General features: G+C 68.7%; 27 protein-coding genes. 13 read left to right on the top strand and 14 right to left on the bottom strand.

Annotated elements, in window-relative coordinates; translation table 11 throughout:
* Nucleotides 1-18: 18 nt before the first annotated feature.
* The 5 genes from ACIBZJ_RS40500 to ACIBZJ_RS40480 are packed head-to-tail and all read right to left on the bottom strand — an operon-like array spanning nucleotide 19 to nucleotide 5,781.
* Nucleotides 19-1,026, bottom strand: a complete 1,008-nt coding sequence (locus ACIBZJ_RS40500) for a DUF6879 family protein (protein WP_395938946.1) — start codon at nucleotides 1,024-1,026, stop codon at nucleotides 19-21.
* Nucleotides 1,023-2,000, bottom strand: coding sequence for an SCO2521 family protein (locus ACIBZJ_RS40495; RefSeq protein ID WP_395938945.1), 978 nt, complete (start codon nucleotides 1,998-2,000; stop codon nucleotides 1,023-1,025). Before ACIBZJ_RS40495 ends, ACIBZJ_RS40500 begins: the two co-directional genes overlap by 4 nt.
* Nucleotides 1,997-2,971 carry an SCO2522 family protein gene (locus ACIBZJ_RS40490; protein ID WP_395938944.1) on the bottom strand — a complete coding sequence of 325 codons (975 nt, stop codon included), beginning with the start codon at nucleotides 2,969-2,971 and terminating at the stop codon, nucleotides 1,997-1,999. The genes ACIBZJ_RS40495 and ACIBZJ_RS40490 overlap by 4 nt, the downstream gene beginning before the upstream one ends.
* On the bottom strand, nucleotides 2,968-3,897 hold the full coding sequence (locus ACIBZJ_RS40485) for an SCO2523 family variant P-loop protein (protein ID WP_395938943.1): 930 nt from the start codon (nucleotides 3,895-3,897) through the stop codon (nucleotides 2,968-2,970). Before ACIBZJ_RS40485 ends, ACIBZJ_RS40490 begins: the two co-directional genes overlap by 4 nt.
* A gap of 6 nt (nucleotides 3,898-3,903) precedes the next feature.
* Nucleotides 3,904-5,781: an SCO2524 family protein gene (locus tag ACIBZJ_RS40480; protein WP_395938942.1), complete on the bottom strand. Its 1,878-nt coding sequence runs from the start codon at nucleotides 5,779-5,781 to the stop codon at nucleotides 3,904-3,906.
* Nucleotides 5,782-6,403: 622 nt separating this feature from the next.
* Between ACIBZJ_RS40480 and ACIBZJ_RS40475 the strand changes: the two genes are divergently transcribed.
* Entirely contained in the window at nucleotides 6,404-7,417 is a 1,014-nt protein-coding gene (locus tag ACIBZJ_RS40475; RefSeq protein ID WP_395938941.1) for a GNAT family N-acetyltransferase, read from the top strand.
* Here the strand turns inward: ACIBZJ_RS40475 and ACIBZJ_RS40470 are convergent.
* Nucleotides 7,367-8,164 (bottom strand): SCO2525 family SAM-dependent methyltransferase, encoded by a 798-nt coding sequence (locus tag ACIBZJ_RS40470; protein ID WP_395938940.1) that lies wholly within the window; start codon nucleotides 8,162-8,164, stop codon nucleotides 7,367-7,369. The genes ACIBZJ_RS40475 and ACIBZJ_RS40470 overlap by 51 nt on opposite strands.
* 153 nt (nucleotides 8,165-8,317) lie before the next feature.
* Between ACIBZJ_RS40470 and ACIBZJ_RS40465 the strand changes: the two genes are divergently transcribed.
* On the top strand, nucleotides 8,318-8,785 hold the full coding sequence (locus tag ACIBZJ_RS40465; protein WP_395938939.1) for a GNAT family N-acetyltransferase: 468 nt from the start codon (nucleotides 8,318-8,320) through the stop codon (nucleotides 8,783-8,785).
* Here the strand turns inward: ACIBZJ_RS40465 and ACIBZJ_RS40460 are convergent.
* Nucleotides 8,782-10,014, bottom strand: coding sequence for a hypothetical protein (locus ACIBZJ_RS40460; protein WP_395938938.1), 1,233 nt, complete (start codon nucleotides 10,012-10,014; stop codon nucleotides 8,782-8,784). The genes ACIBZJ_RS40465 and ACIBZJ_RS40460 overlap by 4 nt on opposite strands.
* A gap of 30 nt (nucleotides 10,015-10,044) precedes the next feature.
* Nucleotides 10,045-10,512 (bottom strand): MarR family winged helix-turn-helix transcriptional regulator, encoded by a 468-nt coding sequence (locus tag ACIBZJ_RS40455; RefSeq protein ID WP_395938937.1) that lies wholly within the window; start codon nucleotides 10,510-10,512, stop codon nucleotides 10,045-10,047.
* Between the two features lie 40 nt (nucleotides 10,513-10,552).
* Here ACIBZJ_RS40455 and ACIBZJ_RS40450 point away from each other — a divergent pair, with 40 nt between their 5' ends.
* Complete coding sequence (locus ACIBZJ_RS40450) at nucleotides 10,553-11,764, top strand: glycosyltransferase (RefSeq protein WP_395938936.1); 1,212 nt, start codon at nucleotides 10,553-10,555, stop codon at nucleotides 11,762-11,764.
* Entirely contained in the window at nucleotides 11,757-12,248 is a 492-nt protein-coding gene (locus tag ACIBZJ_RS40445; protein WP_395938935.1) for a methyltransferase family protein, read from the top strand. The genes ACIBZJ_RS40450 and ACIBZJ_RS40445 overlap by 8 nt, the downstream gene beginning before the upstream one ends.
* Here the strand turns inward: ACIBZJ_RS40445 and ACIBZJ_RS40440 are convergent.
* Nucleotides 12,223-14,193, bottom strand: coding sequence for a potassium transporter Kup (locus tag ACIBZJ_RS40440; RefSeq protein WP_395938934.1), 1,971 nt, complete (start codon nucleotides 14,191-14,193; stop codon nucleotides 12,223-12,225). The genes ACIBZJ_RS40445 and ACIBZJ_RS40440 overlap by 26 nt on opposite strands.
* Nucleotides 14,194-14,350: 157 nt before the next feature.
* Between ACIBZJ_RS40440 and ACIBZJ_RS40435 the strand changes: the two genes are divergently transcribed.
* Together ACIBZJ_RS40435 and ACIBZJ_RS40430 are read left to right on the top strand one after the other, a co-directional pair.
* Nucleotides 14,351-14,680, top strand: coding sequence for an ArsR/SmtB family transcription factor (locus tag ACIBZJ_RS40435; RefSeq protein WP_395938933.1), 330 nt, complete (start codon nucleotides 14,351-14,353; stop codon nucleotides 14,678-14,680).
* Entirely contained in the window at nucleotides 14,680-15,390 is a 711-nt protein-coding gene (locus ACIBZJ_RS40430; protein WP_395938968.1) for a cation transporter, read from the top strand. The genes ACIBZJ_RS40435 and ACIBZJ_RS40430 overlap by 1 nt, the downstream gene beginning before the upstream one ends.
* Here ACIBZJ_RS40430 and ACIBZJ_RS40425 read toward each other — a convergent pair.
* Together ACIBZJ_RS40425 and ACIBZJ_RS40420 are read right to left on the bottom strand one after the other, a co-directional pair.
* Nucleotides 15,376-17,199, bottom strand: a complete 1,824-nt coding sequence (locus ACIBZJ_RS40425) for an EAL domain-containing protein (protein WP_395938932.1) — start codon at nucleotides 17,197-17,199, stop codon at nucleotides 15,376-15,378. The two genes, ACIBZJ_RS40430 and ACIBZJ_RS40425, sit on opposite strands and share 15 nt — an antisense overlap.
* Nucleotides 17,200-18,140: 941 nt before the next feature.
* On the bottom strand, nucleotides 18,141-18,998 hold the full coding sequence (locus ACIBZJ_RS40420; protein ID WP_395938931.1) for a hypothetical protein: 858 nt from the start codon (nucleotides 18,996-18,998) through the stop codon (nucleotides 18,141-18,143).
* A 647-nt stretch (nucleotides 18,999-19,645) separates the two neighbouring features.
* Here ACIBZJ_RS40420 and ACIBZJ_RS40415 point away from each other — a divergent pair.
* From ACIBZJ_RS40415 to ACIBZJ_RS40390, 6 genes are all read left to right on the top strand, one after another.
* Nucleotides 19,646-19,777: a hypothetical protein gene (locus ACIBZJ_RS40415; RefSeq protein ID WP_395933060.1), complete on the top strand. Its 132-nt coding sequence runs from the start codon at nucleotides 19,646-19,648 to the stop codon at nucleotides 19,775-19,777.
* 529 nt (nucleotides 19,778-20,306) lie between these two features.
* Nucleotides 20,307-20,480, top strand: coding sequence for a 4a-hydroxytetrahydrobiopterin dehydratase (locus tag ACIBZJ_RS40410; RefSeq protein ID WP_395938930.1), 174 nt, complete (start codon nucleotides 20,307-20,309; stop codon nucleotides 20,478-20,480).
* Nucleotides 20,481-21,464: 984 nt separating this feature from the next.
* On the top strand, nucleotides 21,465-23,579 hold the full coding sequence (locus ACIBZJ_RS40405) for an AAA family ATPase (protein WP_395938929.1): 2,115 nt from the start codon (nucleotides 21,465-21,467) through the stop codon (nucleotides 23,577-23,579).
* Nucleotides 23,580-23,589: 10 nt separating this feature from the next.
* Nucleotides 23,590-24,195, top strand: coding sequence for a LuxR C-terminal-related transcriptional regulator (locus ACIBZJ_RS40400; protein ID WP_395938928.1), 606 nt, complete (start codon nucleotides 23,590-23,592; stop codon nucleotides 24,193-24,195).
* Nucleotides 24,196-24,250: 55 nt separating this feature from the next.
* The gene (locus ACIBZJ_RS40395; protein WP_395938927.1) at nucleotides 24,251-25,048 is read left to right on the top strand and encodes an alpha/beta hydrolase; all 798 of its coding nucleotides are present in this window, start codon (nucleotides 24,251-24,253) and stop codon (nucleotides 25,046-25,048) included.
* 22 nt (nucleotides 25,049-25,070) lie between these two features.
* Complete coding sequence (locus ACIBZJ_RS40390) at nucleotides 25,071-25,547, top strand: cupin domain-containing protein (protein ID WP_395938926.1); 477 nt, start codon at nucleotides 25,071-25,073, stop codon at nucleotides 25,545-25,547.
* Between the two features lies 1 nt (nucleotide 25,548).
* On the opposite strand, the gene ACIBZJ_RS40385 is transcribed toward ACIBZJ_RS40390, so the two are convergent.
* Both ACIBZJ_RS40385 and ACIBZJ_RS40380 read right to left on the bottom strand, forming a co-directional pair.
* Nucleotides 25,549-25,785, bottom strand: a complete 237-nt coding sequence (locus tag ACIBZJ_RS40385) for a helix-turn-helix domain-containing protein (RefSeq protein WP_395938925.1) — start codon at nucleotides 25,783-25,785, stop codon at nucleotides 25,549-25,551.
* An 80-nt stretch (nucleotides 25,786-25,865) separates the two neighbouring features.
* A complete protein-coding gene (locus tag ACIBZJ_RS40380) occupies nucleotides 25,866-26,069 on the bottom strand; it encodes a hypothetical protein (RefSeq protein ID WP_395938924.1) in 204 nt (67 codons plus the stop codon).
* 80 nt (nucleotides 26,070-26,149) lie between these two features.
* On the opposite strand from ACIBZJ_RS40380, the gene ACIBZJ_RS40375 reads away from it, so the two are divergent.
* Entirely contained in the window at nucleotides 26,150-26,410 is a 261-nt protein-coding gene (locus ACIBZJ_RS40375) for a hypothetical protein (protein ID WP_395938923.1), read from the top strand.
* 274 nt (nucleotides 26,411-26,684) lie between these two features.
* On the opposite strand, the gene ACIBZJ_RS40370 is transcribed toward ACIBZJ_RS40375, so the two are convergent.
* Nucleotides 26,685-26,981 carry a calcium-binding protein gene (locus ACIBZJ_RS40370; RefSeq protein WP_395938922.1) on the bottom strand — a complete coding sequence of 99 codons (297 nt, stop codon included), beginning with the start codon at nucleotides 26,979-26,981 and terminating at the stop codon, nucleotides 26,685-26,687.
* Nucleotides 26,982-26,987 lie beyond the last annotated feature (6 nt).

The following is a 26,987-nucleotide window of genomic DNA, read 5'->3' as shown; positions in this document are numbered from 1 at the left end:
ATAAGAATCCGCCTCCTCTCAGGAAAAAGTCGCGGGGGGAAGCGGCTCACCCAGATCCCACAGGTATTCGAAGTCCGCCGTACGCTTGCGTATCTGACCGATATCCAGCACGAGTTTCGTATTCAAGATCGAAGGATTGGCGATAGCGCGGCTGGCCGACACGACGGTCTCGTAGCTCACGCTGTTGTCGAAGATAATGAAGTCACGTAAATCCAGATGGGATTGCGTGATCCGGCTGTAGTCGAGTACACGGACGTCGATGCCGGCCGCCGCCTGCGCCGAACAGATCTCGTTGAACTCGCGATCGGTCGGCAGGTCGGGCTTGTCGAAGATGAAGATGCGCCTGACGATCACGCCGCGGTCCGACACCGCGTCGTGCTGCGCTTGGAGGTAGCGCCGGCCGAGCGGGCTCTGCCAGAAGCCATCGCCGAAGCTCTCGCCGCCGGCATCCACCGTCGCGAAGCTCGTCGCGTCGATATGTGAGCGGCTGATGTCGGTCAATCCGATCAGCCAGTCATGATCTTCGCCCTCGTACGTGGCTTCGCCCGCCGCGAGCGCCTTCAGGAACGACGAGGTGCGGGTGATCTCGTTCTGAGCGAACTCGTACACCAGGCCGGAGTCACTCGGCTTGATGAGGATCGCGTGTTTCACCATCTGCGTGACCGGATCCGACCGCGCCGCGGTCTGCTCCAGCAGGCCGAACAGTGAAGCGGCGTCGCTGATCTGGACGAAGGCCCCGTGCACCAGGTCGTGAATGCTTCGCTCGTGCTCGATCTGACGCTGCTCGATCGCCTGGAGCCGGGTATCCAACTCCATCAGGTACTGAACCAGCAGGACGATGCCGCCCAGGAACACCGAAAGCGTCAGTGACATCAACGCGGCCTGGTCCTCCGGGCCGATTTCGCCGCTCGTGAGGTTCGTCAGGCCGTACGTGAGGCCGCCGATGCCCAGCGACACGAAGATGCGACGGATGAGTCGGGCGTTGTTGGTCGCCAGCGCGGCCCGGACGCGCCCCTGCTCGGTCATCCGGCGTCCGAGGTCTGCTGAGCGCGGTCCGACGCCTCCTCGAGAAGACCGACCGTGTGCAGCGCGAGCTGGTCACGGATCCGGGCGACCTGAGTTCGCCATTGCTCGGTCAGACCCGCCGCCTCGTCGAGACTCACCCAGTACGGACGCAGTGCCGCATCGATCCTCGCCGCCGGCATCCAGAGGTGCAGGAACCGATCGATGGCGGGACGCAGACGGCCGAGCACCCTCGAGTTGATGCCCGAGTCCAGATGGCTCCGGTCGATCGCAGTCAGCACTATCGTCAGCAGCCAGTCGTGCATCGCGACGGCTCCGCAGAGATCGCTGACGGCGCGAGCGGGGAGCCCGGCGCCCGACATTCGAATGGTCCGATCTTCGCCCGACTCGACCGAGAGTTCGATCTCGGATCCGGACTCCGAGTACTCCAGCATCCATCGGAGCCGGGTGACCGGCGTCCGGATGGTCACCGTCTGATCGAGCAGAGAAGATTCCTGGACCTCGGCGAGATGCCGGACGGCAATCGCCGCGAGATTGGGAACGGAGCGTTCGGACGCCGCCCAACCGGCCGCCACGTGATCCCAGTTCGCCGGGCCGAGTGTCTCGATCACCCCGGGGCGCGCGAGGTAGTGGCCCCAGGGCCGACGCCGGCCCGCGGTTCCCGCGGTCAGTGTGGCCACCGACGTGGCCTGAACGATTTGACCGCCGGTTATCGACGCATACGAGGCGACGGTGCCGATGCCACGCGGCTGACCGCCATTGCTGGTGGGCAGACGGCAATCGACGCCGTCGAAGAGATCGGGCGACACCGTGTACGGGACTGGACGTTTAGACGACCGGACCTCTGCTCCGAGACGGAGCGCAAGGATTCGCTCCGCTACCGCCTGTGATACGGCGGTGGAATGTCGAAGCAGCCCAGTGTGCACCTCGCCCAGAATCAACACTACGGCCCCCGGTCGGAGTTCGAGCCGGGTCACGGATCGCCGGCAACGTTCCCATCCAGAACGTAGTTGATTCGCCGAACAATTTCGGGGGGAAGCCGGAATCCCTCGGCGGCACTTCGCTGAGTAATCGCCTCCTCCACCGCATCATCCACAACTATCTGGCTAAGAATCACCTGTACCGCGAGTTCTACCGGAAGAAAGCGGTTGGAAAGAACCGAACACGTTTGGTAAGCACAGAACGGATCCGCGTCCGGATTGAGCTGGACAATCGACGGCAGGTCCTCCCAGCTCTCCGCCGTATCCAGCCGCGCCGCCTCCTCCGGAACCATGACCGGTGACCCGTTGTGACGCACCATTCCAAGTCGTACGAGTTGCCACACCGCGGCCAGGAACGGGCAGGACCAGACACGCTTCCCGCCCTTGTCCTGCCAGAGCTCCACATCGACGAAGATCGAGTGACGTCGCGCCGACGTCTGGTCGGCCGGGGTCCATTCCCGACGGCCTCCCATCGCCTGCGCGATGCCCTCCTGCGCACGACGGCCATTGCTCAACCAGCCCGATTCGAGTACCGGCGGCCGCGATCCGTCGGTGTCTACCGGGGGTTCGGGCACCAGCTGGGCCAGCACCAGCTGAGCCAGGTCGATTTCGTTCGCCCGCGCACACGAGGCTTCGCGGGCGAGGTAGTCGATCGTCAGCCCGGCTTCGGCGGCCGCCTCGACGATCGCCGGGACGACGACCTTCGGAGCGCTGAACGGTGCGAAATAGTCGTCGATCAAAAAGCACGTACTGATGCGGGGGCGACGCTTCCCCGTCGGTGCGTATCGTTGCTTCGCGCCCGCGACCCACTGCGCGACCAGCGCGAAATGCTCACGGAGCTTGCTGCCCTCGGGGTCGAAGTCCTCGCGGTAGAGGTGGCCCAACTCGATCGACAGATGGGAGAACGGAAGCGACTGCGTCCGCCTGCGGGCGGTGGCTTCGCTGTACTCGGCGCCGACGGAGGTCACAGCGTCTCCCAACGCTTCTTGTCGAACAGCCGGTCGGCGAGGCTCTCGAACGCCTCGAGAGTGTCGCGGTTCGCCACCTGACGCGTGTAGACGTCGTCGTCGAGCACCAACTGCTCGCGCCATTGCAGCATCGGCTCCAGCGGGATCTCGCCGAGCATCATCGTGTGGCCCAGACCGTGCTTTCCGGCGAGTTCCTGCAACTCTCGGTTACACCGCCGCAACCAGGCGACCTGCGCCGGACGAAGGCCGGACAACTGGCTCGAGTCCGGGTCCACGACCGCCGTCCGGACGAAGCGAACGAGCGCGCCCGAGTCGGGGATGCTCTTCGTACCCTTGCCGAGAATTCCGTTCTCGCCGAACACCAATCCGGAGGCGGCGATGATGTGCTGCTTCGTCCACCGGTGGAAGACGAGCCACCGGAATTCGACGCCCTTGAGCAGCGGAGACCGGATCGCCTCCAGCACCAGGTCGGTCGCGTACGACCGCCCGGCGCTCAGGTCGACGATGCAGAGCGCGAATTCCTGATCCAGCGTCCGGAACAGCCCCGCGACCCGCTTGACGTCCCCCTCCACCCGGGGAAACTCGCCACCACCATGGTTGCCGGGCAGCAGCACCAGCCGGCCGCCGCTGGTCGGGTTGCCGCGCATCTCCAGGCGCTCGGTAGTGCGCCAGACGTCCAGCCGCGCCGGATCGCTGATCTCGCCCTGCACATAGGAGTGCAGCCCCCGGCCCTCGGTGGCGTTACGCAGCTTCGGGATGCCGCGCGCCGCATCGTTGATGTGGAAGATCGCGCCGGAGGTCGGCGAACCGAAATCGAAGTCCAGGTAGCAGACGTCGTCACCCTGCAACGCACGGCGATAGGCGAGGTTGCTCACCGTGACGGAACGGCCGGTGCCGCCCTTGTCCGAGGTCGCGAAAACGATCACGGTGCCTCACTCCGCCGCGTTCTCTTGCGCGGCTTCCAGCTCGTCCAGCCCTCGCAGGACCTCGCTCGCCAGGGAGTCCGCAGTGGCCGGCATCTCGGCGAGGGCACTCTGGGCCCGCTGGAGCTTGCTACGCAGTTCCTGCAGGCGTCCGCGCACGGCCGGGCCGGCCTCCATCGCGCCGGCGAAGAGCTGACGATCGACCAACTGCTCGGCCTCGGTGATGCGGTCGCGTGCTTGCTGGGCCAGCAGGTCGCTCCTCGTCGGCTTCTTCAGGATCAGGTCGGACAGCATGACGAGGCACTCCATCACCCTTTCGGTGTGGTACCAGGAAGGCCGATCTGCCTTCGTGCCCTCGGTAGCGCCCTCCGGCATGTCCCACGTCGCCGGAGCCTGGTCCCAGAGCGAGCCCGGCCGACCGTCGTCCATTCGCCGTTCCGCCAAGTGGTCCCACACCTGGTCGATCAGCGCGGTGAGCTGACTCCGCAGCTCGGGGCTGCGCGCCAGGCCCGCGAGCGTCGCCACGCGCTTGAGCAGCATGACGGCGAAGTCGGAGACGACCCAGTTCAGCTGAGGCCCGGCCGGGGTCTTGCTGCCACCGAGGCGGAGCGGGACCCCCGGCGTGTGCAATTCGATCGCCACGTCGTTGGTCAACGGCCGCCGGGTGACGCGTCCGCGGCTGCTCAGCTCCTGCAGGACCGAGAAGACGCGGCGGAGGTCGCTGTCGGGCGCACCGCGCCGGCTGAGGTCGTGAGTGACGAGCGACGTGACGAGCAGACTGAAGTAGTCGGACTCCTCGCCGTCACTCGTGCGCCACGGGATGTCTTCGAGGGGCCACCGGTCTTCCGCGAGGCGGACACCCGTCGTCGTCTCCGAACTCGCGACCGTCGCCCAGTACGAGCGGGTGAGGTCGTACCGAAGTTGCAGCGCCTGCGCCAGGCGCTGCTGCTCTTCGTTCAGGAGACGGAGTACCCGGGTCCGCTCGGACGTGAGGTCGACGATTCCGGCCAGTGCGTTGGTGGTGAAGTACAACAGCGGACGATCCTCCGCTTGCCCCTCCCCCTGCCTGCCGACCTCCTCGGTCGTCTTGATCTCCGGCGCACCCGCCAGCGTCCCCCAGGTCCAGCCGCATTCGAACAACAGCGACGGGTCGCTGAGGTCGTCGACCACCTGACCCGAGCCGATACTCAGGTCGCGGAGGCCGGACCGGACTTCCTGCAACCGGTCTTGCAGGTCGGCCACCAGGCGTTCGCTGGACTGACCGCGACGGCCGACCGTACGCATGAGCGTCTTCCAGGGCAGCGAGTCGTCTCCGTAGACGTTCACCGTGAAGCTGCGCAGCAGACCGACCATGGCGGCGCTGAGCCGACGGCTGGCCAGCGCCTCCAGTTCCTCGACCTTGGCCTTGAGGTCGGCCCGGGTGATCTGGTCGCGGAAGATCCGCAGGAAGCCGAGCGTCGCGAGCGTCAGCGTCACGGAGATCGAGTAGGAGTCGACGACGTGCAACCGGAGCTGCTCGTCGGTCGGCTTCACACCGGACTCAGCCGACCGGAAATAGGATCCGCCGGAAAAGTCAGGCGCTCCGGACTCCTTGTCGGTATAGGTCTGCATGTACTCGGTCAGCAGATCCAGGAGCCTGCGCGGTAGATCCGACCGGTCACCCATTCTTCCGAGGGCGTTCAGCATCGCCTTCTCGGTATTGGCCGGTCGGTCGAGCTGGAAGCTCTTCACCAGCGAGGCCGGATACATAATGCAAAGGAGCTGCTCAGCGTCGGAAATAGAGTTTCGGCCGAAACGGCCTTCCCATACCCATTCGCCCTCAGCCCCGTTGTGGCGCGCGACCGCTCGCCAAATTTCGAGCATCTCCCGCCGTGGCTGCAATCTCATCGGACCCCCGCTCGCCCTCCCGCCGAGACCATCTGGCGTGCGCCGAGGATGAACCGGCGACGACTCGGCCTCGCCAGATGCGATCAATAAGAAGTTACTACAGCCCGCAATTCGCCGCTGTCGCTAGTGGAGATTGAGGGTGCGGGCGTCGAACACGATGGTCCGTGGCCGTCAGGGACCGACCGGTGTTTACTAAACGTGCAAACGGATATATGTTTCTTAGATGCATTTAAGGGGCGTATCATCCGTCACACGGGCCCCGGCCCGCGCAGGGAACACCAGCATCGGCTGAACTGCCTGCCGTTAACGGTCGTCCTCAGGCTGTACGACCGATCTCCGGCACGCCGCCACCGGCCGGCTGTGAACAGGAGGTGCTCCGCGTGTTTGTTGCGAGCAGGAAACGCAGATATCGGTCTCGTTGCCGTCCCCCAACAGGTGGACTCAGTCTTGTCAGCGGCGGCCCGGTGGGAGCAGAATCACGCCCAGACGACTACCGGTCGTGTGTCGTGATTTTTGCAGTTCACAGCCCCAACAGACCCGCTAGACGACACCCGGACCGGGAGTCCCTGAGGCGATTCCCCGGTCTGGTAATGTCACGTTACTTCTACAGCGAGGGAACGACGTGAAGACGCGCACCCACCCCGGGGGCCAGCTTACCGGCGGGGGAGCACAGAGCGATCCTCCGTCACTCGCCAGCCTATCGGTCCGCCCGTTTCGCACCAAGGATCTGCCGGCGGTCTTCCGGGTCGAGTCGCAGGTTCACGGCAATGCGGTGCTTCCGCGGTTCGTCTTCGCGCAGTTCTTCGACATGGTCGGGCCCGGATTTCAGGTCGCCGTACTGAATGGCAAAGTAGTCGGGTATGTCGTGGTAGTCCGAAAGGACGATCACACGAGGCCGACCGTTCTGCTCGACGCGGTCCTCCCGATCACCGGATCCGAGCACGTGTTGAAGCAGCTGACGGAAACAGCGACGGCTGCCGCCGCGAAGGCCTTCCCCGTGTGCCTGAGCGACACCCCGCAGGGTCCGGCCACGACGCGTCCGCCGAAGTATCGCGTCCGGCGCTTCCGCGTGGAAGACGTCGACCGCCTGTTCGAGGTCGAGCTCAGCGCGTTCGGCGACGAGCCCTACCCGCCACGGCTCTTCCGCGCCCTCGAGATCTTGGGTGACGGCTTCTTCGTGGCCGAGCACCGCCGCGAAGACGGCACCCTTGAGGTCGTCGGGTACCTCGCCGCGTTTCGTGACGCGAACGACAGGAAGGTCGGCTGGGTCATGTCCCTGGCCGTCCACAAGGACCATCAGGACCACGGGGTCGGCTCCCGGCTGATGGCCGCGGCGGAGACATATTTCGCCGAGAACCGCTGTCGCGAGGTCATGCTCACGGTCGACCCGGAGAACGGCGCCGCGCTGCACCTCTACCAGAAGCGGCACTACACCATGGTGGAGAAACACACCGATCATCGCGGGCTGAAGCTGCCGCGACTGCTCATGAGTTGGCACTCCTACGTGGAGCCGACCGAGAAGAATCTGACGGCCCTGTCGGACGCTCAGGTCGCCGAGGCCGCACAGGCCTACGCGCGCCACGCGCTATCTCGCCCGGCCGGTAGCGACGATCATCCCGTCGTAGCCCTCCCGTAGCGCTCCATCGACGTTGTACGGAATCTGCTCCACGTAAACGTCGCTCGCGACCTCGCCCAGGGTGCGCCGGATCTGCTCGGCCTTCACGGCATAGGCCGGGAACCAGACGCCGTCCACCTCGTAGCCGCTCGAGTTCTCCATGTGCGCCGTCGCGAACGGCGCCCCGGGCCGGAGCGACCCGATGAACGCGTGCATCGCGGCGACGAACTCGTCCTCCTCGGTCGAGAGGGACTCCGCCACGAAGAACATCGTGCCGAGGTCGAAGCCGCCCTCGTCGAGCTGGAACACATTCTTTCGCTCGATATGAACCTTCCGAGCGAACTCGCGCCGAGGACTGCGCACCCGACGGTACGGTCCTTTCGCCGCCAGTTCGTGCCAGAACGGAAGCCAGCTCTCGTCGAACTGGCGCCGCTGTTTCGTCAGCCAGCCCACGTTGGCCGTGCTGAGATCATAAAGAAATATTCGGTCGGCGAACGGCGTCATGGCGAACGCCGGATAGAGGTTCGATCCGGTACCGACGTCGACCGCCGCGGCTCGGCGCAATCCGAACCGGCGGAGATCTGCCGTCGCCATGAAATGATCGCGGATGATGTGCAGTATTCGCCGATCGTCGTGGCGCATATGACGATAGTTGAGATCCCAGTAGGCGATCGGCGCGAACTCGTCCCACCGCGCTTCCGAGTTCCGCAACGTCAAAGGCGCGGCGCCTCGATTACCCACAGGTCGCTCAATTTCCTCAGATGTCACAGGGGCCCCATCCAGAACTCGGCGACATGACGAGCGAAACGCAGCAATCAACTCTTAGCATGATTCGGGGCACGGAACGTGCGGTCGCACAGGCTCGAGGAAACGAGGAACCGAGTGGGACACGACGAGCAATCGGTTCGATTCCTTCCGCCGATGCCACCCGAGTACACGATCCGCCCCTGCACTACGGACGACGTACCGGCGGTCGGGGCGGTCGAAGCCGACGCCTTCGCCGGCCACGATCTGTATCCGAACTTCGTCTTCCGGCAGGCCGTGGACATCCAGGGCGACGGGTTCCTCGTCGCTGAGCACGTCGCCAGCGGCGCGGTCGTCGGCTACGTGATCACGACGGCCAGCCAGCGCGACGAGGATCAGTGGTGGATCGTGTCGCTCGGAGTCATGGCCCGACACCGGCGCCGGGGCGTCGGGAGCCATCTCACCGCGCGCGCCGAGGCATTCGGCGCGTCCAAGCGAGCAGGGGGATTCTTACTCACGGTCGACCCCGGGAACATCGTTGCGCTCCGCCTGTATCACCACCTCGGATACTCCGAGATCGCGAGACTCTCGGGCCATTTCGGGGAGGACGAAGACCGTCTGCTCCTCGCCTACGCTGCCGGCTAACGGCGAATCTGCCACCGCCGCACTCCCGTCCGGCCGCCCGCGCCTTCTGGTTTTCGGGACGCCAGGAATATGGTCGCGGCGGCGATCAGCGTGCCCGAGAACGCCACCGTCCACGGCCAGCTGATCGGTGAGTTCCGGACGACGACCGAACCGGCAGCGGGCGCGATGACGATCAGCCCGGTCAAAAAATGGCTCCAGAAGGACGATTCGAACCGGCGGGCCAGGCAGAAGTCCGAACGAAAATAGAGCAGGAGCGCCAGCGACGTCAGGACTCCGGTGATCAATGCGGCCAGCCACGACTGGGTAATCCTCGCGTAGGTCACTTCGAGCGCCACTACGAACGGCAGCACACCGCCGTACTCGGACAGAACGTTGCCCCACCTCATGTTTCGCACGAAGGCATTCGAACGAATCCGCGCCAGTTCACCCGAGGTGTTCGCGTAGATGATCAATGCCAGGGTGGCGGTCAGCGCGGCGCCGAGCAGGAGCACTTTGATGTCGTCCGGGAATTTGTTGGAGGTGAACGAGAAGCCCAGGACGAACGTGATCGCCGCTAAGATCCCGGCCGCGAAAGTGATCCCGGCCATCGATTCGTCGGACTGCAGCGCCGCGGCGTCCTCGCTCTCGAAACGAGATACCTCCAACACCCGGCGCCCACCGGTCACGTAGGCCCCGGTGACCGCGTAGTGCTCCTGGCTGATCAGGCTGTGGATCGCCTGCCACGACGTCAGCGCCAGCAAATAGCGCTCATCCGGATGGAGGTACTCGTACCGGCTCTTGTACACGCAGTAGAGGCCGTGCCGGCCCCGGCCGAACAGATCCTCCAACGCCCGCCGGCCGACGAACCCCTGATCGAACAGCGCCTGGAGCAAATCCGAGGCGTCGAACGCGACCTGCATCGAGATGGCGGACCGCTCAGCCACGTCGGTCCCGTCCGCGGCCCGCAGGACGTCTCCGACCAGGGCGGCCTCGTGGCCGTGCCCGTCGTGTTCGGGGTCGACCACGATCGTCGTCAGCACGATGTGCGTCCCCGGCGAGTGCTCCGCGACCAGGAACGCCACCGCCCGACCGTCCACGGCGGCCACCGTCACTCCGTCCACGGACTCGACCGACGGGATACCGGCGTCCGTGGGAGGTAACGCCCGCGCCAGCGTGTGCAGCTCACGGAGACGATCCAGATCGTCCTCCACAGCTGGTCTGATCGTCGCGGCCTCGGGCGCAGCGGTCATGAGCCCCCCAATCCCCCGGACCATTATCAGCTAATCCACAGCAGAATCCAGGCCTGCCGCTACTCGCACGGCCAGGTCGGCCAGGGTCTCGACCTCCTGTTCGGACAGCATCGAGAACCACTCCGCCACGGCGTCGAAGTCTTCTGCGTCCCGGCCGGCCCAGTACGCCGCGCTCTTCTCCGTCGCCGACAGCAACCTCCGGCGACGGTCGGCCGGATCCGGCGCCGATACCAGCCACCCCTTCCTCTCCAGGGCGGCCACCAGCTGCGCCACGTTCTGGTGCGTGCTCCCGAGCGCCTTCGCGGCCTCCCCCAGCGTCGGCGACCCCAGCGCCCCCACCACGGTCAGCAGCGCGGCCTGCTGCGTCGTGACGCCGTCCGCCCGCAGGCGGGCGTCCATCAGATACCGCAGACGTTGTGCGACGAGCAGCAGCGCGCGGAACGCGCGGACCGGCGGCGGGAGTCCGGATCCGACCAGAGACTGTTCCTCAGCAGGCATAGGCAATATATTACCTAACTGAGCCTAGGAGGAACAGCTCATGATCTGCCTACTGCCCCACTGCGGCTACCTCTCCGAGACGACCCGCATGCTCGAGCTCCACCGCGCGCTCCGCGACCGCGGCGCCCCCGTCCGGCTGGCCACCCACGGCGGCACCTACGAGAGCCTGCTCGGCGACGACTTCGACCGCATCGACCCGCCGATGACCGCCGAGCGCTGCGCCACGTTCGTCCGCGACGGCATCGGGCTCGGCTCCCCCGACCAGAGCATGTACTCCGACGACGAACTCCGTGCCTCCGTCGCGGCCGAAGCCCGGTACTTCACGCGGAACGACGTGCGGGTCACCGTCACCGGCTTCACGCTCAGCACTCTGCTGTCGACCCGGCTCGCGCAGGTGGAGCTGGTGACCGAGCACGCCGGCAGCTTCGTCCCGCCGATCTTCGAGCACGGTCTCGCGCCGCTGCCGAGGGAGCGCCAGGATCTCCTGCCCGGCCTTCCCTACTACTGCGCCGGCTTCAACCGCGTCGCCGCCGAGAACGGCCTGCCGCCGATGCCCGGCCTGGCCTCCCTGCTGCTCGGCGACCTCACGCTGGTCCCGGAGATCCCCGAGGTCCTCGGCCTGCCCGACTCCGCGATCGACGATTGGGTCCCGGCGCCCGGCAGCCCCTACCGTCCGGAAACCCGGCTGCGCTGCACCGGTCCGCTCTTCGCGCACCTCGACCATCCGATCCCGGCCGAGGTGCGGCGCTTCCTCGCCCAGCCCCGCCCGCTGATCTACGTCGCCATCACGTCCAGCCCACCGGACCTCGTCCGGGCGGTGCTCGAAGCGCTCGCTCCGCTCGCGGTGAGGGTGCTGGTGGCAGCGACCGTGCACCCTCAGAACATTTTCGCGGACGTGACGGGCGCGGCGAATTTCCTGGTCGCCGGAGTCCTGCCGAGCCACCGGATCATGCCCGACGCCGATCTGGTGATCACCGCGGGCGGCCAGGGCAGCGTGCAGACCGCGATGGCCTGCGGCGCGCCGCTACTCGCCCTCCCGCTCCAGCCGGAGCAGGAACTCAACGTGGCACTCGTCCAGCGACTGAACGCCGCCCGGAGCATCGCCGCCACCGGAAACATCCGCGGCACCGCACGAACGATGCTCGAGGACCCGCGCTACCGCGCCGCCGCCCAGCGGATCCAGCGCCTCTACGACCAGGTCGACGGGCCGGGCGCCGCCGCCGACGCGATCCTGGAGCTCCACGATGCGTAAACGGTATGCCGCCGCGGGCAGCGCGCTGTTCTTCGCCCTCGCTCCGGGCACGGTCGCCGGCCTGGTCCCCTACGCCCTCACCACGTGGCACCCGGGCCCGACGGCCACGGCCCTCCGGGCGGTCGGGGCGGTTCTCACCGCAGCCGCGGCTGCGGTCCTGCTGCACGCGTTCACCCGCTTCGTCCGCGAAGGCTTCGGCACCCCTGCCCCCGCGGCTCCGACCGCCCACCTCGTCGTCGGCGGGCTCTACCGCTACGTGCGCAACCCGATGTACCTCGCGGTCGACGCCGCGATCGTCGGCCAGGCGCTACTCCTCGGACGCCCGGTGCTGTACGTCTACGCGGCCGTGATCGCCGCGACGACGGCCGCGTTCGTGCACGGCTACGAGGAGCCGACGCTGCGCGAACAGTTCGGAGCCGAGTACGACGCCTACCGGCGTTCCGTCCCGGCCTGGCTGCCTAGACCTCGATGTGGGAACCCATGATCACGGTCCGGTCCCTCGGCAGGCTGAAGTGCTCGGCCGCGTCCGCGGTGATGTACGACGTCGCGATGAACAGCCGCTTGCGCCAGCGGGCCATCGTCGGAGCGTCCCCGACCCGTAGTTCGATCTTGGAGAGGAAGTACGACGCCGAGTCCAGGTCGAACGGTCGCTCCACCGCGTCCGGAGGGATCTGGCGGAGAGCATCCAACACGTCGGGAATGTCCATGTAACCGAAGCGGGCCCGCACGAAGCTGATCCCGTCGTCGGCGTAGCCGAGGTCGTCGACGACGATCCGTTCGTCCGGCGGGACGCGGGGAATCGGCTGCGTCTCGATCGAGACGATCAAGACGTGCTCGTGGCGGACGTGGTTGTGCTCGACGTTGGCGCGCAGCGCCAGCGGCGCGGTCTGCTTGCCCCGGTTGAGGAAGACCGCGGTGCCGGGTACCCGCGTGGTCGGCGGGTCGTTGTCACGCATGTGCTCGATGAACTCGCCGAGCGGGCCTTCTTCCTCGGTGCGACCGGCCGTGACGATGGAGCGTCCCCGTTGCCAGGTCGTCATGATCGTGAACGTGGTCAGGCCGATGAGCAGCGGCAGCCAGGCGCCGTGCACCAGCTTGGTCAGGTTGGCCGCGACGAACAGCAGGTCGACGCTCAGCAGGAGGGCCGCCCCGCCGGCCAGCACCCACGTGGGCGTTTTCCACCGCTGGTGGGCGACGTAGAAGAACATCAGCGTGGTGATCGTGATCGTTCCGGTCACCGCCATGCCGAACGCGAACGCCAGTGCGGCCGAACTGCGGAACGCGAAAACCAGCGTGAGCACCGAGATCAGCAGCAGCCAGTTGATCCACGGGACGTAGATCTGGCCCATCGTCGAGGCCGACGTGTGGGCGATCCGCAGCCGCGGCAGGTAACCGAGTTCCGCGGCCTGCGCGGCGACCGAGTACGCGCCGGTGATCACGGCCTGGGCGGCGATCACGGTCGCCGCGGTGGCCAGCACGATCAGCGGCAGCCGGGCCCACGACGGCGCGAGCAGGAAGAACGGACCGCTGAGGTTCGCGGTGTCCTGGAGCACCAGCGCGCCCTGCCCGAAGTAGCTCAACGCGCACGCGGGGAACACCAGGAACAGCCACCCGCGGCTGATCGCCTGACGACCGAAGTGGCCCATGTCGGCGTAGAGCGCCTCGGCGCCGGTCACCGAGAGCACGATCGCGGCCAGCGCGAAGAACGCGACCTCGAAGTGGCCGGCCAGGAACCCGATCGCGTAGGTCGGTGAGATCGCCTTGAGGATGGCCGGGTGGTGGACGATGCCGCCGATGCCCAGGCCACCGATCGTGACGAACCACAGGATCATCACCGGGCCGAACAGCCGGCCGACCGTCGCGGTGCCCCGTCGTTGCACCAGGAACAGCCCGACGATGATGACCGCGGTGATCGGCACGACGAACTCGTCCATCGACGGCGAGACGAGTTTCAGGCCCTCGACCGCGGACAGCACCGAGATCGCCGGCGTGATCATGCTGTCGCCGAAGAACAGCGCGGCGCCGAAGATGCCCAGCCCGGACAGGAACACGACGGTCCGGGTGCCCGACCGCCCGCCGAACTGGCGCAGCAGCGTGATCAGCGCCATGATCCCGCCCTCGCCGTCGTTGTCGATGCGCGTGGCGAGCAGCACGTACGTCACCGTGACGATGATCATCACGGACCAGAACACCACCGAGACGACGCCGAACACGTTGTCGACGCTGACCGGGACCGGATGCGGATCGCTCGGGCTGAAGACGGTCTGGATCGTGTAGATCGGGCTGGTGCCGATGTCGCCGAACACGATGCCGAGGGCGGCGATGACCGCGCCGAGCCGCAACGCGCCCCGGCCGCCCGAGCCGTGGGACTCGTGCGACTCCGCGGTCGCGACCGAGTCGGGCGGAGACGGCTGTACCTGATCGGTCATGCCGATCCTTTCCAGGGCCGAGGAAGCACGCGGTCCGGCTCAATCAGGCCAGACGTTACGACGCGTCCACCACCGCCCGGACGGCGGCTCGCCCTGGGATCCGACCGCGATCGGTACAGCTAGCGCTGAATACAGCGTTGGCTGTACCGTCGGCGTCGTGGAGACGGTGACCTACGGCGAGGTGCTGGCCCGGTTCGGGCACGCGCTGTCGGATCCGGTGCGGGCTCGGGTACTGCTGGCCTTGCGCGACGGGCCGAGCTATCCGGCGGATCTGGCGGAGCTGGCCGGGACGTCCCGGCAGAACCTGTCCAACCATCTGGCCTGCTTGCGGGGCTGCGGCTTGGTGGTCGCGGCTCCGGAAGGGCGGCGGACCCGCTACGAACTGACCGATCGGAGGCTCGCCCACGCACTCGGGGACCTGCTCGGCCTGGTACTGGCGGTGGACCCGGCGGCGTGCCCCGACTCGGACGAGAACGGGTGCTGCTGATGGGCTCCCCGCTGCCGCTGATCGGTCTGGGCCCGTCGTCACCCCGCCGCGCCGTGCTCGGCCGCCGGGTGCGACTGCTCGTGGCCGCGACGATCACCTACAACGTGATCGAGGCGATCGTCGCGATCGCCGCGGGAAGCGTCGCCTCCTCGACCGCCTTGATCGGCTTCGGTCTGGACTCGGTCATCGAGGTGTCGTCCGCCGCCGCGGTGGCCTGGCAGTTCTCGGCCCGCGACCCCGAAGCCCGGGAGAAGGTGGCGCTGCGGATCATCGCGGTCTCGTTCTTCGCGCTGGCCGCCTACGTCGCCGTCGAGTCCGTCCGCGCGCTGGTCGGCGGAGACCGGGCGGAGCATTCGACGGTCGGGCTGGTACTCGCCGCGTTGTCGCTGGCGATCATGCCGGTGCTCTCGGCCGCGCAGCGCCGGGCCGGGCGCGAGTTGGGCTCGGCGTCAGCGGTCGCGGACTCCCGGCAGACGCTGCTCTGCACCTACCTTTCCGCGGTCTTGCTGGTGGGGCTGGCGGTGAACTCGTTGTTCGGCTGGTGGTGGGCGGACCCGGCCGCGGCGCTGGTGATCGCCGTCGTTGCGGTCAAGGAAGGACGGGAGGCGTGGCGCGGTGACGTCTGCTGCGCCCCGGCCGGTACGCAGAGCGTGACGCCCTCGTCCGGAGCCTGTGGTTGTCACGAACGGTGCGAATCACGCGCCCTCTGAGGTGCTGGGCGTCAGGGCGGTGGTCGGCGGCAGGGCGCGGGCCTGGGACGCGAGCGCCCCGCGGATCGGGTCGGGATGGCCGGGCCGGCCGTACAGCCAGCCTTGAGCCTCGTCGCACTCGTGGTGAGCGAGGAGCGCGGCTTGGTGATGTTCCTCGACCCCTTCGGCGACGGTGCGGAGGCCGATCGCGTGCGCGAGCGCGGCAATAGCCGCGATCAGCGGCGCGCTGGTGTCCGAGGCGCGGAGCGGCGCGACGAACGACTGGTCGATTTTCAGGATGTCGGCCGGGAGGTGCTGCAGTCGGCTCAGCGAGGAGTACCCGGTCCCGAAGTCGTCGATGGCGACCCGTATGCCGTGTCCGCGCAGGCGTTCGAGCGTCTCGAGCGCGGTGTGGGAGTCGGCGTGCAGAGTGCTCTCGGTGACTTCCAGAACCAGCCGGCCGGCCGACAAACCGGTGTCGGCGAGGACCTGCAGGACGTCGTCGCCGTATTCGGGACGTTGCAGTTCGGGGCCGGAGACGTTGACGGTGATTTTTGTCGGGACGGCGAGCGTCCAGGTGGCCGCTTCCACGCACGCTTGCGTCAGCGTCCACCGTCCCAGTGTGGTGATGAAGTTCGTCTCTTCGGCGACCGTGATGAAGTGTTCCGGAGGAACGGGCCCGACTCCGGGACGGGTCCATCGGAGCAGCGCTTCCGCACCGGCCAGCCGGCCGGTGCCGAGATCGACGATCGGCTGGTAGACCACACGGAACTCCCCGGCGGCGAGCCCGGTTTTCATCGCCCGGAGATCGGCGCCGGTGTCCGGCGCGACGACGGTCCGGTTCGATCCGGCCCGTTGGGCGTCGCACAGCGCGGTGTCCGCGCGGTTGAACAGCCGCCGAGGAGTGTCCTCCGGTCCGGAGGTCACGATGCCGGCGCAGAACCGTGGTCTCCCCGCACGCGGATCGGCGCGGATCGCGTCCACCAGCTGGCCGGCCGCCTCGACCGTGAGGGCGGTCCCGACCGCGTCGGTGGGCATGAGGGCGGCCCCGGCGGGAGCCTCGGTGAGTACGGCCACGAACTCGTCGCCGCGGGTCCGCGCGAGCGGCGCCGAACCGACCTGCTCGCGCCAGGCCCGGCCGAACGCACGCAGAAGGCGATCGGCTTCGACCCGGCCGTAGCGACGGTTGATCTCGGTGAAGTCGTCCAGATCAGCCACGATCATCGTGACCGACTTCTCCTGTTCCTGCGCCTGGCTGAGCGCGTTCTGCAGCGCCCGGCTGAGCCCTCGATGGTTGAGAAGACCGGTCAGGCTGTCCAGATCCGCGTCGGCCGCGGCCCGCACGAGCCATCCGACGACCGCGGCCAGTAGAAGATTCAAACCGAGGAGGACCACCATCGACGTCCACGGATAGGCGTCCCACCACACTTTCGCGACGATCAACATTCCGGCCACGAGTGCCTCGCCCAGCACGGCCGCCACCGGATCGAAGAACGCGAACAGGTAGACCGTCACCACCAGTACCAGCGCTGCCACCGCGGTCGTCTGGGACCCACCCTGCTGCAGCCACACCCGATAACCGATCTCGACCGTGGACAGCAGGGCGAGAACGTAGAAGACGCCCCGCGGGCAACGCGTCCCGCACGTGGCGAAGAGCACCGCGGCCGTCAGCGCCAGCACCGCGCCCAGGAGCGGTCGAGGCCCGACGTCGTGCGGCGAGAGCACTGCGCCGAGGATGCCGATCACACCCCCGGCAGCGCACGACGCGGCGGCCACCGCGGACATCATCCGCCGGGTGGCGATCACCGACCAGCCTGCCGACTCGGTCACCCACCGCCGCCACCAGGCTTTTCGCGATAGCCGCGAACACTCGATTTCCGGCATCACGCTCCTGCCTCGGCTGCCGGCGATCACCGCGGTGACGGCGCCCCTGGCGTCGAGGACTCCAGACGGGGAGGGCTCCGAACGTCCTGCTCCTCAGCTCCCGTCGGTCAGCTGAATCGTCAAATGAGGAGTAAACGCGTTGACAATGGTTTTCGCGGTGGGTCTTCGCGGTTTTTCGCTCTCGTTCGTACGCGGCGACGGATCCGGGCGGTGCCTACCGCCCGGGCGTGGGACGCCGGTGGCTCCAGGAGCGCCCGGCGCCCGGGCGCCGCACCTCGAGGGCGTCCCGGCAGCGTTCCGGGAGCGTCCGGATCCGTCTTCGGCTTCTGGCGCAGGGCCGACCGGCCCGGCGGGGAGGCCGAGGACGGTCCAACGGTCGGTGCCGGTCGCGGTGCAGACGGACTCGGCACTCGACCTCGCCGAGCCTGCCGCGGCGCGGGAGCGCCCGGCCCCCGCTCCGGACGACGGGCGGGCTCGCCTGCGGCCGGATCGGCCGGGCTCTCCTGCGGCCGGATCCGCCGGCTCTCCTGCGGCCGGATCGGCCGGGCAGGACCACTTGGTGGACGCCGAGACGGCCCCGAACCGGCCGCGGCCACCCGTACCGCACCCGCGGCGCTGCCCCACCGGCCGAGGCGCACCGGCTGAGAGGGCACCACCGGCTGAGGACGCACCGGCTGAGGACGCACCGGCCGAGGGCGCCCACCAGCCGGTGGGCGCACCACCGGCTGAGAGGGCACGCCGAGACGGCACCACCTGCCGAGGGCACCGCTGGCCGAGGGCACCGCTGGCCGAGGGGCGCGAGCGGCGCGGTGGCGGCGTGGAGCGGGTCGCCGGCGCGGAGCCGGCTCGGGGGCGCTCGCCGTCAACGGAGCGGCGGCCGCCTTCGGTCAGCAGTAGGGAAAGCCGATCGGGTAATGGTGCGGATCGGCAACGGGAGCAGCGCCCGTGAAGTCGTTCTTCAGCTCCCACACCTGCTGATACGACACGTGCCCCTCGGAAACCAACTGTCCCCGGTCCGAGACGCTGTGATCGATGCAATTCAGTGGGGTCACCGCGAACGGGTGCCCGTCGTTGTCGACGAGCAACGACCTGGTCTGATCACCCAGCCGATAGGTGATCCGAAGGTCGAACGACGTCGCCCATCGCGCGGCGATCGATTGGACGACGAGAGCGTCTTCCTCGGCGTCGTCGATCGTCAGCGTCTTGTCCGCGAAGTAGGGCGACCCCGGCCGGACACCGTCCCGCTCAGTGGTCCGCGGCGGGTCGCCGCTCGGCACCGGAATCGCGGCCCGGACCACCGGCCGGACCTCGTCGAGGTTGAGCATCATCTTGATCGTGTTGCCGGGGCCTTGGGGAGGGATGGACAGGAAGATCCCCGAGTAAGGGTTGCGCCGCTGCACGTTGACCGCCTCGATCGCGTCGATCTTGACGGGCTGGTTGCGCCGTCCCTCGAGCGTGACCCGGACCGTGAGCACATTCGGGTCCGCAGCCCCGGCGGCGCGCAACTGGGCCGTCAGCGCCTCCAGCCCGGACAGCTGATCTCCACTACCCCAGTGCCCCAAAACGGCCTTCTGCCCGGCGGTCAACGTCGCGTCCGGCGGAAGAACCAGGTCGTAGCCGCCGTCCAGGTACGTCACGGTGTAGCGCAGATCCGAGTCGCCGCGGGTGGCCTCACGCAGCCGATCCTTGGCCGCTGCACCGTCGAAGAGCTGCGGCCCCACCCATGTCGCTGCGGCCAGGGTCACTGCGCTGACCACCGTTGCCGCAACGCCGGCCACCCAGACCATCGGTTCCCGTAACCACCGGCGACTGGGCGCGGTCTTCTTCTGCGCACTCGCCGGCTTCTTCGGAGCGCCCCGGGGCCGCCCATCGGACGACCGCCGTGCGGTCTTCCTTGCCCGGCTCCGTCGCGACAAACCCCACCCCCGGGAGTCACCCACCAAGAGGTGCTCATCCTACGGACCGTGATACTCCTGATTGGAGGAACGCACGCCTGAGGTCAATACACGGGCCTCGAGGTATCAGCGCGAACTGGCCGGACGCGGTTGTTCGCCTCGACCGGTGCGCCGCCGCCTTGAGGCCACATGCGGAGGCCCAGGCGTCCGCGGCCCTGCAGCGGCTCATTCCGGTCCGGGGCCGGCCACGACCGCAGACCGAGCGTCTCGTACCACCCGCGCCTCGCGCGCCGTCCAACCGATCACCAGCGTCGGCAGGCGACACGCGCCGTCTCGCAGGCTTCGTTCTCGGAACGCGCCGCACGGCGGCGAGAGCGAGTGTTGTGAACCGAACGTTCGCGGCGTCATCACCCCGAACGAGGCAGCGCGCGTTCAGCGAGAACCTAGTTCCAGGACGGGGACACACCCCGCCGAACAACTTCAGGAGGCTGGACGACATGAGCGGCTGCTACGACTACGACTACTCGTACGACTGCAACGACAACTCGTACGACTACGACTGCCGCCCCCGTCGCCGCCACCACCGCAAGCACTACAACGACTGCTGGGACTACAACTACTGCAACTGAACCACCCAGCACCCCGGCCCGGAACGCGAAACCGCGCTCCGGGCCGCTCCACGTCCGGACCAGGAACTGCCCAACAATCCATCTGCGGCAGTTGAGTAAGTCGGTATGGAGTTGTGGTGCCGGCCCGGAGCAGTTGGACTCAGATCAGCTCTCCTACGGTACAGCTCGTTGAACGCCGCGTGGGTCAGACGCGGAACCGGCCGACGAGAGTCTGGAGCTCGCTGGACATGCGGGCCAGATCGGCCAGCTGGGCATAAATCATGAGACGCTGCGTAACGGGGTGACCAGGTAGAGGTCGACGAAGGTCACCGGCCGGGCACCACCAGCACGGACGCAGGGCGCTCGGTCTGACGACAAGCCTGGAGACGGCGGCATCGATACTGCAGATCGGGCGGTCGCACGCGTTTGCTCTAGCGGCGAGGGGTGAGTTTCCGGTGCCGATTGAGCGGCTGGGACGCAGGACCCTGGTGGCGGCCGCAAGATCGAGCGCACCTACCGCATCGCACATGTCCCTGGGGCAGCGTTCGTCGTGCACATCGCGGCCATCCAGGACGACCTCGGGCATCACTCCGACGCGACCCTCGGCTACCGGACGCTCCACGTGTCGATCAGCTCCAGCGACCTCGGTGGCCGAGTCGCCGAACACGACATCGAACTAGCCCGACGCATCGAAGCAGCATCCACAGCACACGGCGCGGTCTGAACCCTCACGCCATGTCTGGAGACTCGATATCTGTGAGGAGATCGAGTCATGCCGAGTCCGTCGCGTTACCCGCAGGAGTTACGTGAGCGTGCAGTCCGGATGGTCGCGGAGGTCCGCCCGGACTACGAGACCGCGTTCACCGCGATGCGGGCGGTCGCGCAGAAACTGGGGATCACCGCGACCGAGGCGGTCTGTAAATCCGTCGGCTCAGCCTACGAGGTTCGAATCCTTCACCCGCCACACGCAGCCGGAAGCCTGCGAAGTTGCAGGTCAGACCCTGCCCCAGAGATCCGGGGCAGAGTCTTTCCGTATGCAGTGATAGGCAGTAACGGGCGGCCGTCTGCGGGTGTGCGCGGGACATGCGCGGGACGGTTTCGCGCTAGCCCGCGGCGGCCTCATTCTCGGGCGGGTCCGCTTCATCCCGCCGCGGAGGGCTTCGTCGATCCGGCGCCGGGAGATCTCGTCTTGGCCGACGATGCACTTCGCGTAGATCCGGAGCAGCACGTGGACGCTGTGCCCGGCCCACTCGGCTACCTGCGTCGCCGGTACGCCGGCGTTGAGCCAGGTGGACACCGCAGTGTGACGGAGGTCGTACGGTCGGCCCGCCAGCGGAGAGACGACCTCCACGGGCTTAAGCGCCGCCTTCCGGGCCTTTGCCAGATCCGGCCGTACACCGAGTCCGAGACCAGCCCATTTCCGCGGACGGCGCGGAACAGCCGTCCATCGGGCGTCGTCCCGAACTCGGCGAGGTGCCAGTGCAGGATCTCGCTCAGCCCCGGCGGGCAGGGCACGGGGCGAACGTCGCCGGCGCCCCGGTGCTTGAGCTGCCGGGCGTCGCGCCGTCCCGTGTCCGTCCATGCGCTGTTCGTGACCGGCGTCGAGCGCGAGAGTAGGAGCTAGCTCGACGAGTCGATCTCAGAAGGCTCGCGCAACGATCAGTCGATCAGACGGGCCGGGGCGGCCGGCGTCCCCTAGGGTCGAACCATGCAAGGGCGGCTGGAGGAACGTCAGCTGCTGGAGACGTTCCAGGCAGTGGTGCAAGACGGCCGGAGCGGCGCGCTCGTGCTGGTCGGCGAGGCCGGGATCGGGAAGACGCGGCTGCTCGACGAGTTCGCGGCCGGCGCGCGAGGAGTGCGGCTCACGCGTACCGCTGGCTCGGAGTCCGAGACCCACCTGGGCTTCGCCGGGCTGCAGCGGCTGCTCAGGCCGTTCATGGATCGCCTCGAACGCCTCCCCGGGCCCCAGCGGACCGCCCTGGCGACGGCGTTCGGCCTGATCAGCGGCACGGCCCCGGACCTCTTCCTGGTCGGCCTGGCCGCGCTGACCCTGCTGGCCGACGTCGCCACCGACCTGCCGCTGATCTGCCTGGTCGACGACGCCCAGTGGCTCGACCAGGAATCGCTGGCCGCTCTGGCCTTCCTCGGACGACGTCTGGAGGCGGACAGCATCGGGCTGCTGGTCGGCGTCCGTGAGGAAGCCAGGACCCTCACCGTCCTGCAGGGACTGCGGACGCACACCATCGCCGGCCTGAACGCGGAGGAAGCGCACGCCCTGGTGGCCTCGCGGGCGCCGGGGCGGCTGGAGCCGCGGGTGCTGGAACGGCTGGTCCGGGAGACCCAGGGCAATCCGCTGGCGCTGATCGAGGCCACGGCCGCGCTCTCGGCCGAGCAGCGGGCCGGGGGCGCCGTCCTCCCCCGGCACCTGCCGATCGGGCGGCGCCTGGAGGCCCACTTCGCCGGCCAGGCGGCGCAGTTGCCGGCCGGCACGCGACTGCTGTTGCTGCTGGTCGCGGCGGCCCCGGCCGAGGACCAAGCGCTGCTGTGGCGGGCCGCGGACCGACTCGAGTTGGCCCCGACCGCCCTGGACCCGGCCGTCGAGGCCGGAATCCTCCAAGGCCACGCGTTCCGCCACCCGCTGATCCGCGCGGCCGTGTACTCGTCGGCGGCCCCGGCCGAGCGCCGGGTCGTCCACGGGGCCCTGGCCGAGGCCACCCACCCCGATCACGACCCCGACAACCGGGCCTGGCACCGGGCCGAATCGGTGGTCGGTCTGGACGACGCGGTGGCCGACGCGCTGGAGCAGGCGTCCGAGCGGGCCCGCAACCGCGGCGGGTACGCCACGCAGGCCGCCTTCCTCTCCCGGGCCGCGGACCTGACTTCCGACCCGCAGCGGCGGGCCGTGCGGTGCCTCGCCGCCACCGCGCCCTACCTGCAGGTCGGCGACACCGCGGCGGCCGCCCGCCGGCTCGACCAGGCCGGGCCCGGGCTCACCGTGCCGGCCCTGCGCGCGGCCGAGCAGCGGATCCGGGCCGGGATCGAGTGGTACACCGCCGGGGTCGCCGCCCGCGCACCCAAGATCCTGCTCGACGCACTGGCCACCTTCGGGCCGCTGGACGACCGCACCACCCGGGCGATGCTGTGGGAGGCGCTCACCGCCGGGCTCCTCGCCGGCCGACACACCGTCGGGGTGGCGGTGCAGGACATCGCCCGGGCCGGAATGGACGCGCCCCGGGGCGAAGGAACCCTCACCGACGTCCTCCTCGACGCGCTCGCAGTCCGGATCGCCGGCGAGTTCGGCCGTGCGGTGCCGTTGTTGCGGAACGCGGTCGCCGCCCTGCGCACCGAGGATCTCTCGGCGGTCGGCCCCATCACGTCAGTAGGTTCGTGGGCCGCCTTCGACCTGTGGGACGACGAGGGCGTCGCCGCCGTCCTGACCCGAATGGACGCGTTCCACCGCGGCCAAGGTGCGCTCCAGGAGCTGGGACCCACCCTCTACACCGAGATGGCGTGGGAGGCCGCGGCCGGCCGGTTCGCCGAGGCCGAGACCCACCGCAGCGAGGCGGACGAGATCAGCGCCGCGTTCGGGAGCCCGCCTATTCACGACGAGCGCCGCGTGGTGCTGCTGGCCTGGCAGGGCCGCGAGGACGAGACCCGGGCGGCGGTGGACTCGGCCATGAAGCTCTGGGGGGAACAGCTCGGTTACGGCGCCGTGGAGAAACAACGCGACGTATGCGCTGCTCCTGCTGGAACTGGGGCTGGCCCGGTATCCCCAGGCGCTCGAATGCGGGCGGCGGCTGTTCGCGGGCGACCCGCCGGGTGAAGGCAACCGGATGCTCGCCGATCTGGTCGAGGCGGCGGTCCGGGCCGATGACCGCCCGCAGGCCATGGCTGCTTTTGAACGGCTGGCCGAGCGAGCCCCCGCCAGTGGTACCCCCTGGGCGCTCGGGCTGCTGGCCCGGGCCGCGGCCCTCCTGGCCGGGGAGGACGACGCCGAGCAGTACTACGAGGAGTCGATCGACCTGTTCGGGCGGACGTCGGTGCGGACCGAGCTGGCCCGCAGCCGGCTGGTCTACGGCGAGTGGTTACGCCGTCGGGGCCGCCGCGCCGACGCCCGCGACCACCTCCGGACCGCTCACGACCTGTTCGCCGACATGGGCGCGAACGGGTTCGCCGAGCGGGCCCGAGCCGAGCTCCTGGCCACCGGCGAGTCGGCCCGGAAACGCACCGCCCCGGCCGAGGGCGGCCTGACCCCTCAGGAGCTCCAGGTCGCCCGGCTGGCCATCGGCGGGGCCACCAACGCCGAGATCGCGACCCGGCTCTTCGTCACGGCGTCAACGGTCGAGTACCACCTGAACAAGATCTTCCGGAAGCTCGGCATCACCTCCCGGCGCCAGCTGGCCCAGGTCCTGCGACCCCAGTCCGAAGTGGGCGGCTGAGGACTGGGGTCTTTCCCCGGCGCGAACCGGGCCCCCGCGGTGATGAGCTGGGCCCGTGACCACCTCGACCCCCGTTCTTCTCATCCACGGCCTGTGGCTGCACGCCAGCTCCTGGGCCGACTGGGCCGACCTGTTCGGCGCAGCCGGCTACGACGTCTCGGCCCCGGGCTGGCCCGGCGACCCCGACACCGTGGCCGAGGCCCGCGCCAACCCGGAGAGCATCGCCGACCACGGCATCGACGACGTCGTCGCGCACTACGCCGGAATCATCGCCGGCCTTCCTGCCAGCCCCATCCTGATCGGACATTCTTTCGGCGGGATGATCGCCCAGAGGCTGCTCGGACAGGACCTCGCCCGGGCCGCCGTCGCCATCGACGCGGCCCAGATCAAGGGGGTGCTCCCGCTGCCGCTCTCGGCGCTGCGGTCCACTCTGCCGGTCTTCCGGAACCCGGCCAACCGGCACAAGGCCGTCTCGCTCACGGCCGAGCAGTTCCGGTTCGCTTTCGGCAACGCGATTCCGCCGGAGGAGTCGCTGGAGCTGTTCGAGAAGTGGGCGATCCCAGCGCCGGGCAAGCCGCTCTTCGAGGCCGCGACCGCGAACTTCGACCCGCACTCGCCGGCCGCCGTGAACACCGGGAACGAGCTGCGCGGTCCGCTCCTGCTGATCACGGGGGGCAAGGACCACACCGTGCCCGAGGCGGTCACCCGCGCGACGCTCAAGCAGTACCGACACTCCGACGCGGTCACCGACATCCTCGAATTCCCCGACCGCGCGCACTCGCTGACGATCGACCACGGCTGGCGTGACGTCGCCCAGGCGTCGCTCGATTGGCTGAAGAAGCAGTCGCTGTGAGCACCCGCCCTAGGAGGAAGCCATGACCACCTTCACCCCGACCGCGACCCCGACGCCGGCCGCGGAGCCGTTCTGGTTCCTCGGCGGCCAGGCCCGCATCCTCATCCCCGGCACCGCCACCAACGGCGCCATCACCGTCATGGAGTTCACCGACCCGGAGAACCACGCCCCGCCGCTGCACGTCCACGACGGCGAGGACGAGGTCTGGACCGTGCTCGACGGCGAGATCAGCTTCTTCGTCGGCGACCATCGCTACGACCTGACCCCGGGCGAGGTGGCCTTCGGGCCCCGTAGCGTCCCGCACGCATACCTCGTCCGCTCGGCGTCGGCCCGGTTCGCCGTGACCTTCGCCCCGGCCGGGATCGAGAACTGGTTCGCCGAGAACAGCGCGCCGGTGCTGGCCGGGGAGAACGTCCCGGCTCCGTTCGACATCGGCTCGATCGTCGCCGCGGCCGAGGCTTACCAGCTCCGGGTGGCCGGCCCGCCGCCGACCCCCTGAGCTACTCGGTGGAGATCCGCACGACCAGGACGGCGAGGTAGAGCTCGACCATCGAGCGCATGTCGGTCAGCCGGCGGCCGGTCAACGCCTCGATCCGGTGGGCTCGCTTGAGGACGGTGTTGCGGTGGCAGTAGAGGCGGCGGGCGACGGCCGAGAACGAGCCGCCCGCGTCCACCAGGGCCTCCAGCGTGGCCAGGTAGATCTCGCCGCTCGGCCGGGCGTAGCCCCAGCAGCCCACCCAGCGTGTGCCGGATCAGCACGTCGGAGACGTCGGGCACGCCGGCCACCAGCGCGTGCGGCAATCGGTCGGTGACCGGATCAGGCCGTCGGCGGCCGCGGCTCAAGCGGGGCCGAGAGCACGATCTCGCGGCGGCGCTGGGTCGTGCGCTGGAGCCGGGTCTGCTCGTCCCGGTAGGCCCGGGCGACGATGGTCGAGACCCGGTCCAACGCGTCCCAGACGCCGACCGCCTCGGCCAGCAACCGGCGGACGTCGTCACCGCCGGACCGGGTCGCCTCGGCCACCAGGCCCTGCCAGATGGCCCGGCCGCAGAGCCGGAAGCTGTGCAGGAGCCACTCCAGCGGCAGGCCCTGCCGCGTCGGTCATGGGTGTGAACGTCCAGCGCTACAAGGCTGCGATCTTCCTGGTCAGCTCCATGTACGCGGGGCTTTCAGGGGTGATGTACGGGCTTTCGATCGGACGTATCGCGCCGGAGTCCTTCGGCCGGTTCGTCTCGATCCAGTACCTGGCGATGATCGGGCCGGGCGGGCTGGGCTCACTCGGGGGGTGCCGTCACCGGGGCGCTGTTCGTAGTCGCTGTACTGGACCAACCACAAGGTCTGCGACAAGTACGGCGTCAAGGTGAACGTGTAGGACACAGGCTATGTGCCGCAGCAGGGCTAACAAATTGCTAACAAGACGACCCGCTGACCCTGCTGGCCAGCGCACCACAACGCGCTGACCAGCCAAAACTCGGTCGGAGTGGCGGGATTTGAACCCACGGCCCCTCGCTCCCAACATGGTCAGCGCCTGAGTGAACTCCTTGAGGGCCGCGATCCACACCCGCCCCGCCGTACGGCAACCGCGATGCGCGCCCCATCCCGCCACGACGCGGACGCCCAGGGGTGGGCGGATGCGATTCAGCGGGACCATCGGCGATATGCCTCGATCCAGTCCGCCCCGGCCGGTGGGGGGTCAGGGAGCGGCAGGTCGAGCACATCGATCGTCTGTCGATCCCCGCCACGAGAGCAGATCGCCATGATTCCTCCTCTGTCAGGTAGGTCGATGCGCTCGACCGTCACGTCGACCCCGAGCACAACCGTTTGGAACGGCACAGCCACATGCTCGTCCAGGAGCGTGTAGAAACCGACGAGTTGCTCATCCTCGCCATACGCATCGACGGTTGCCTCGGCGATCATCTCGTCCAGAAGCGCCACGTACTT

This window comes from Cryptosporangium sp. NPDC051539, from assembly GCF_044454545.1.
Lineage (GTDB): Bacteria > Actinomycetota > Actinomycetes > Mycobacteriales > Cryptosporangiaceae > Cryptosporangium.
Note: the sequence above shows the minus strand (reverse complement) of the source record. Positions and strands in the feature narration are given on the sequence as shown.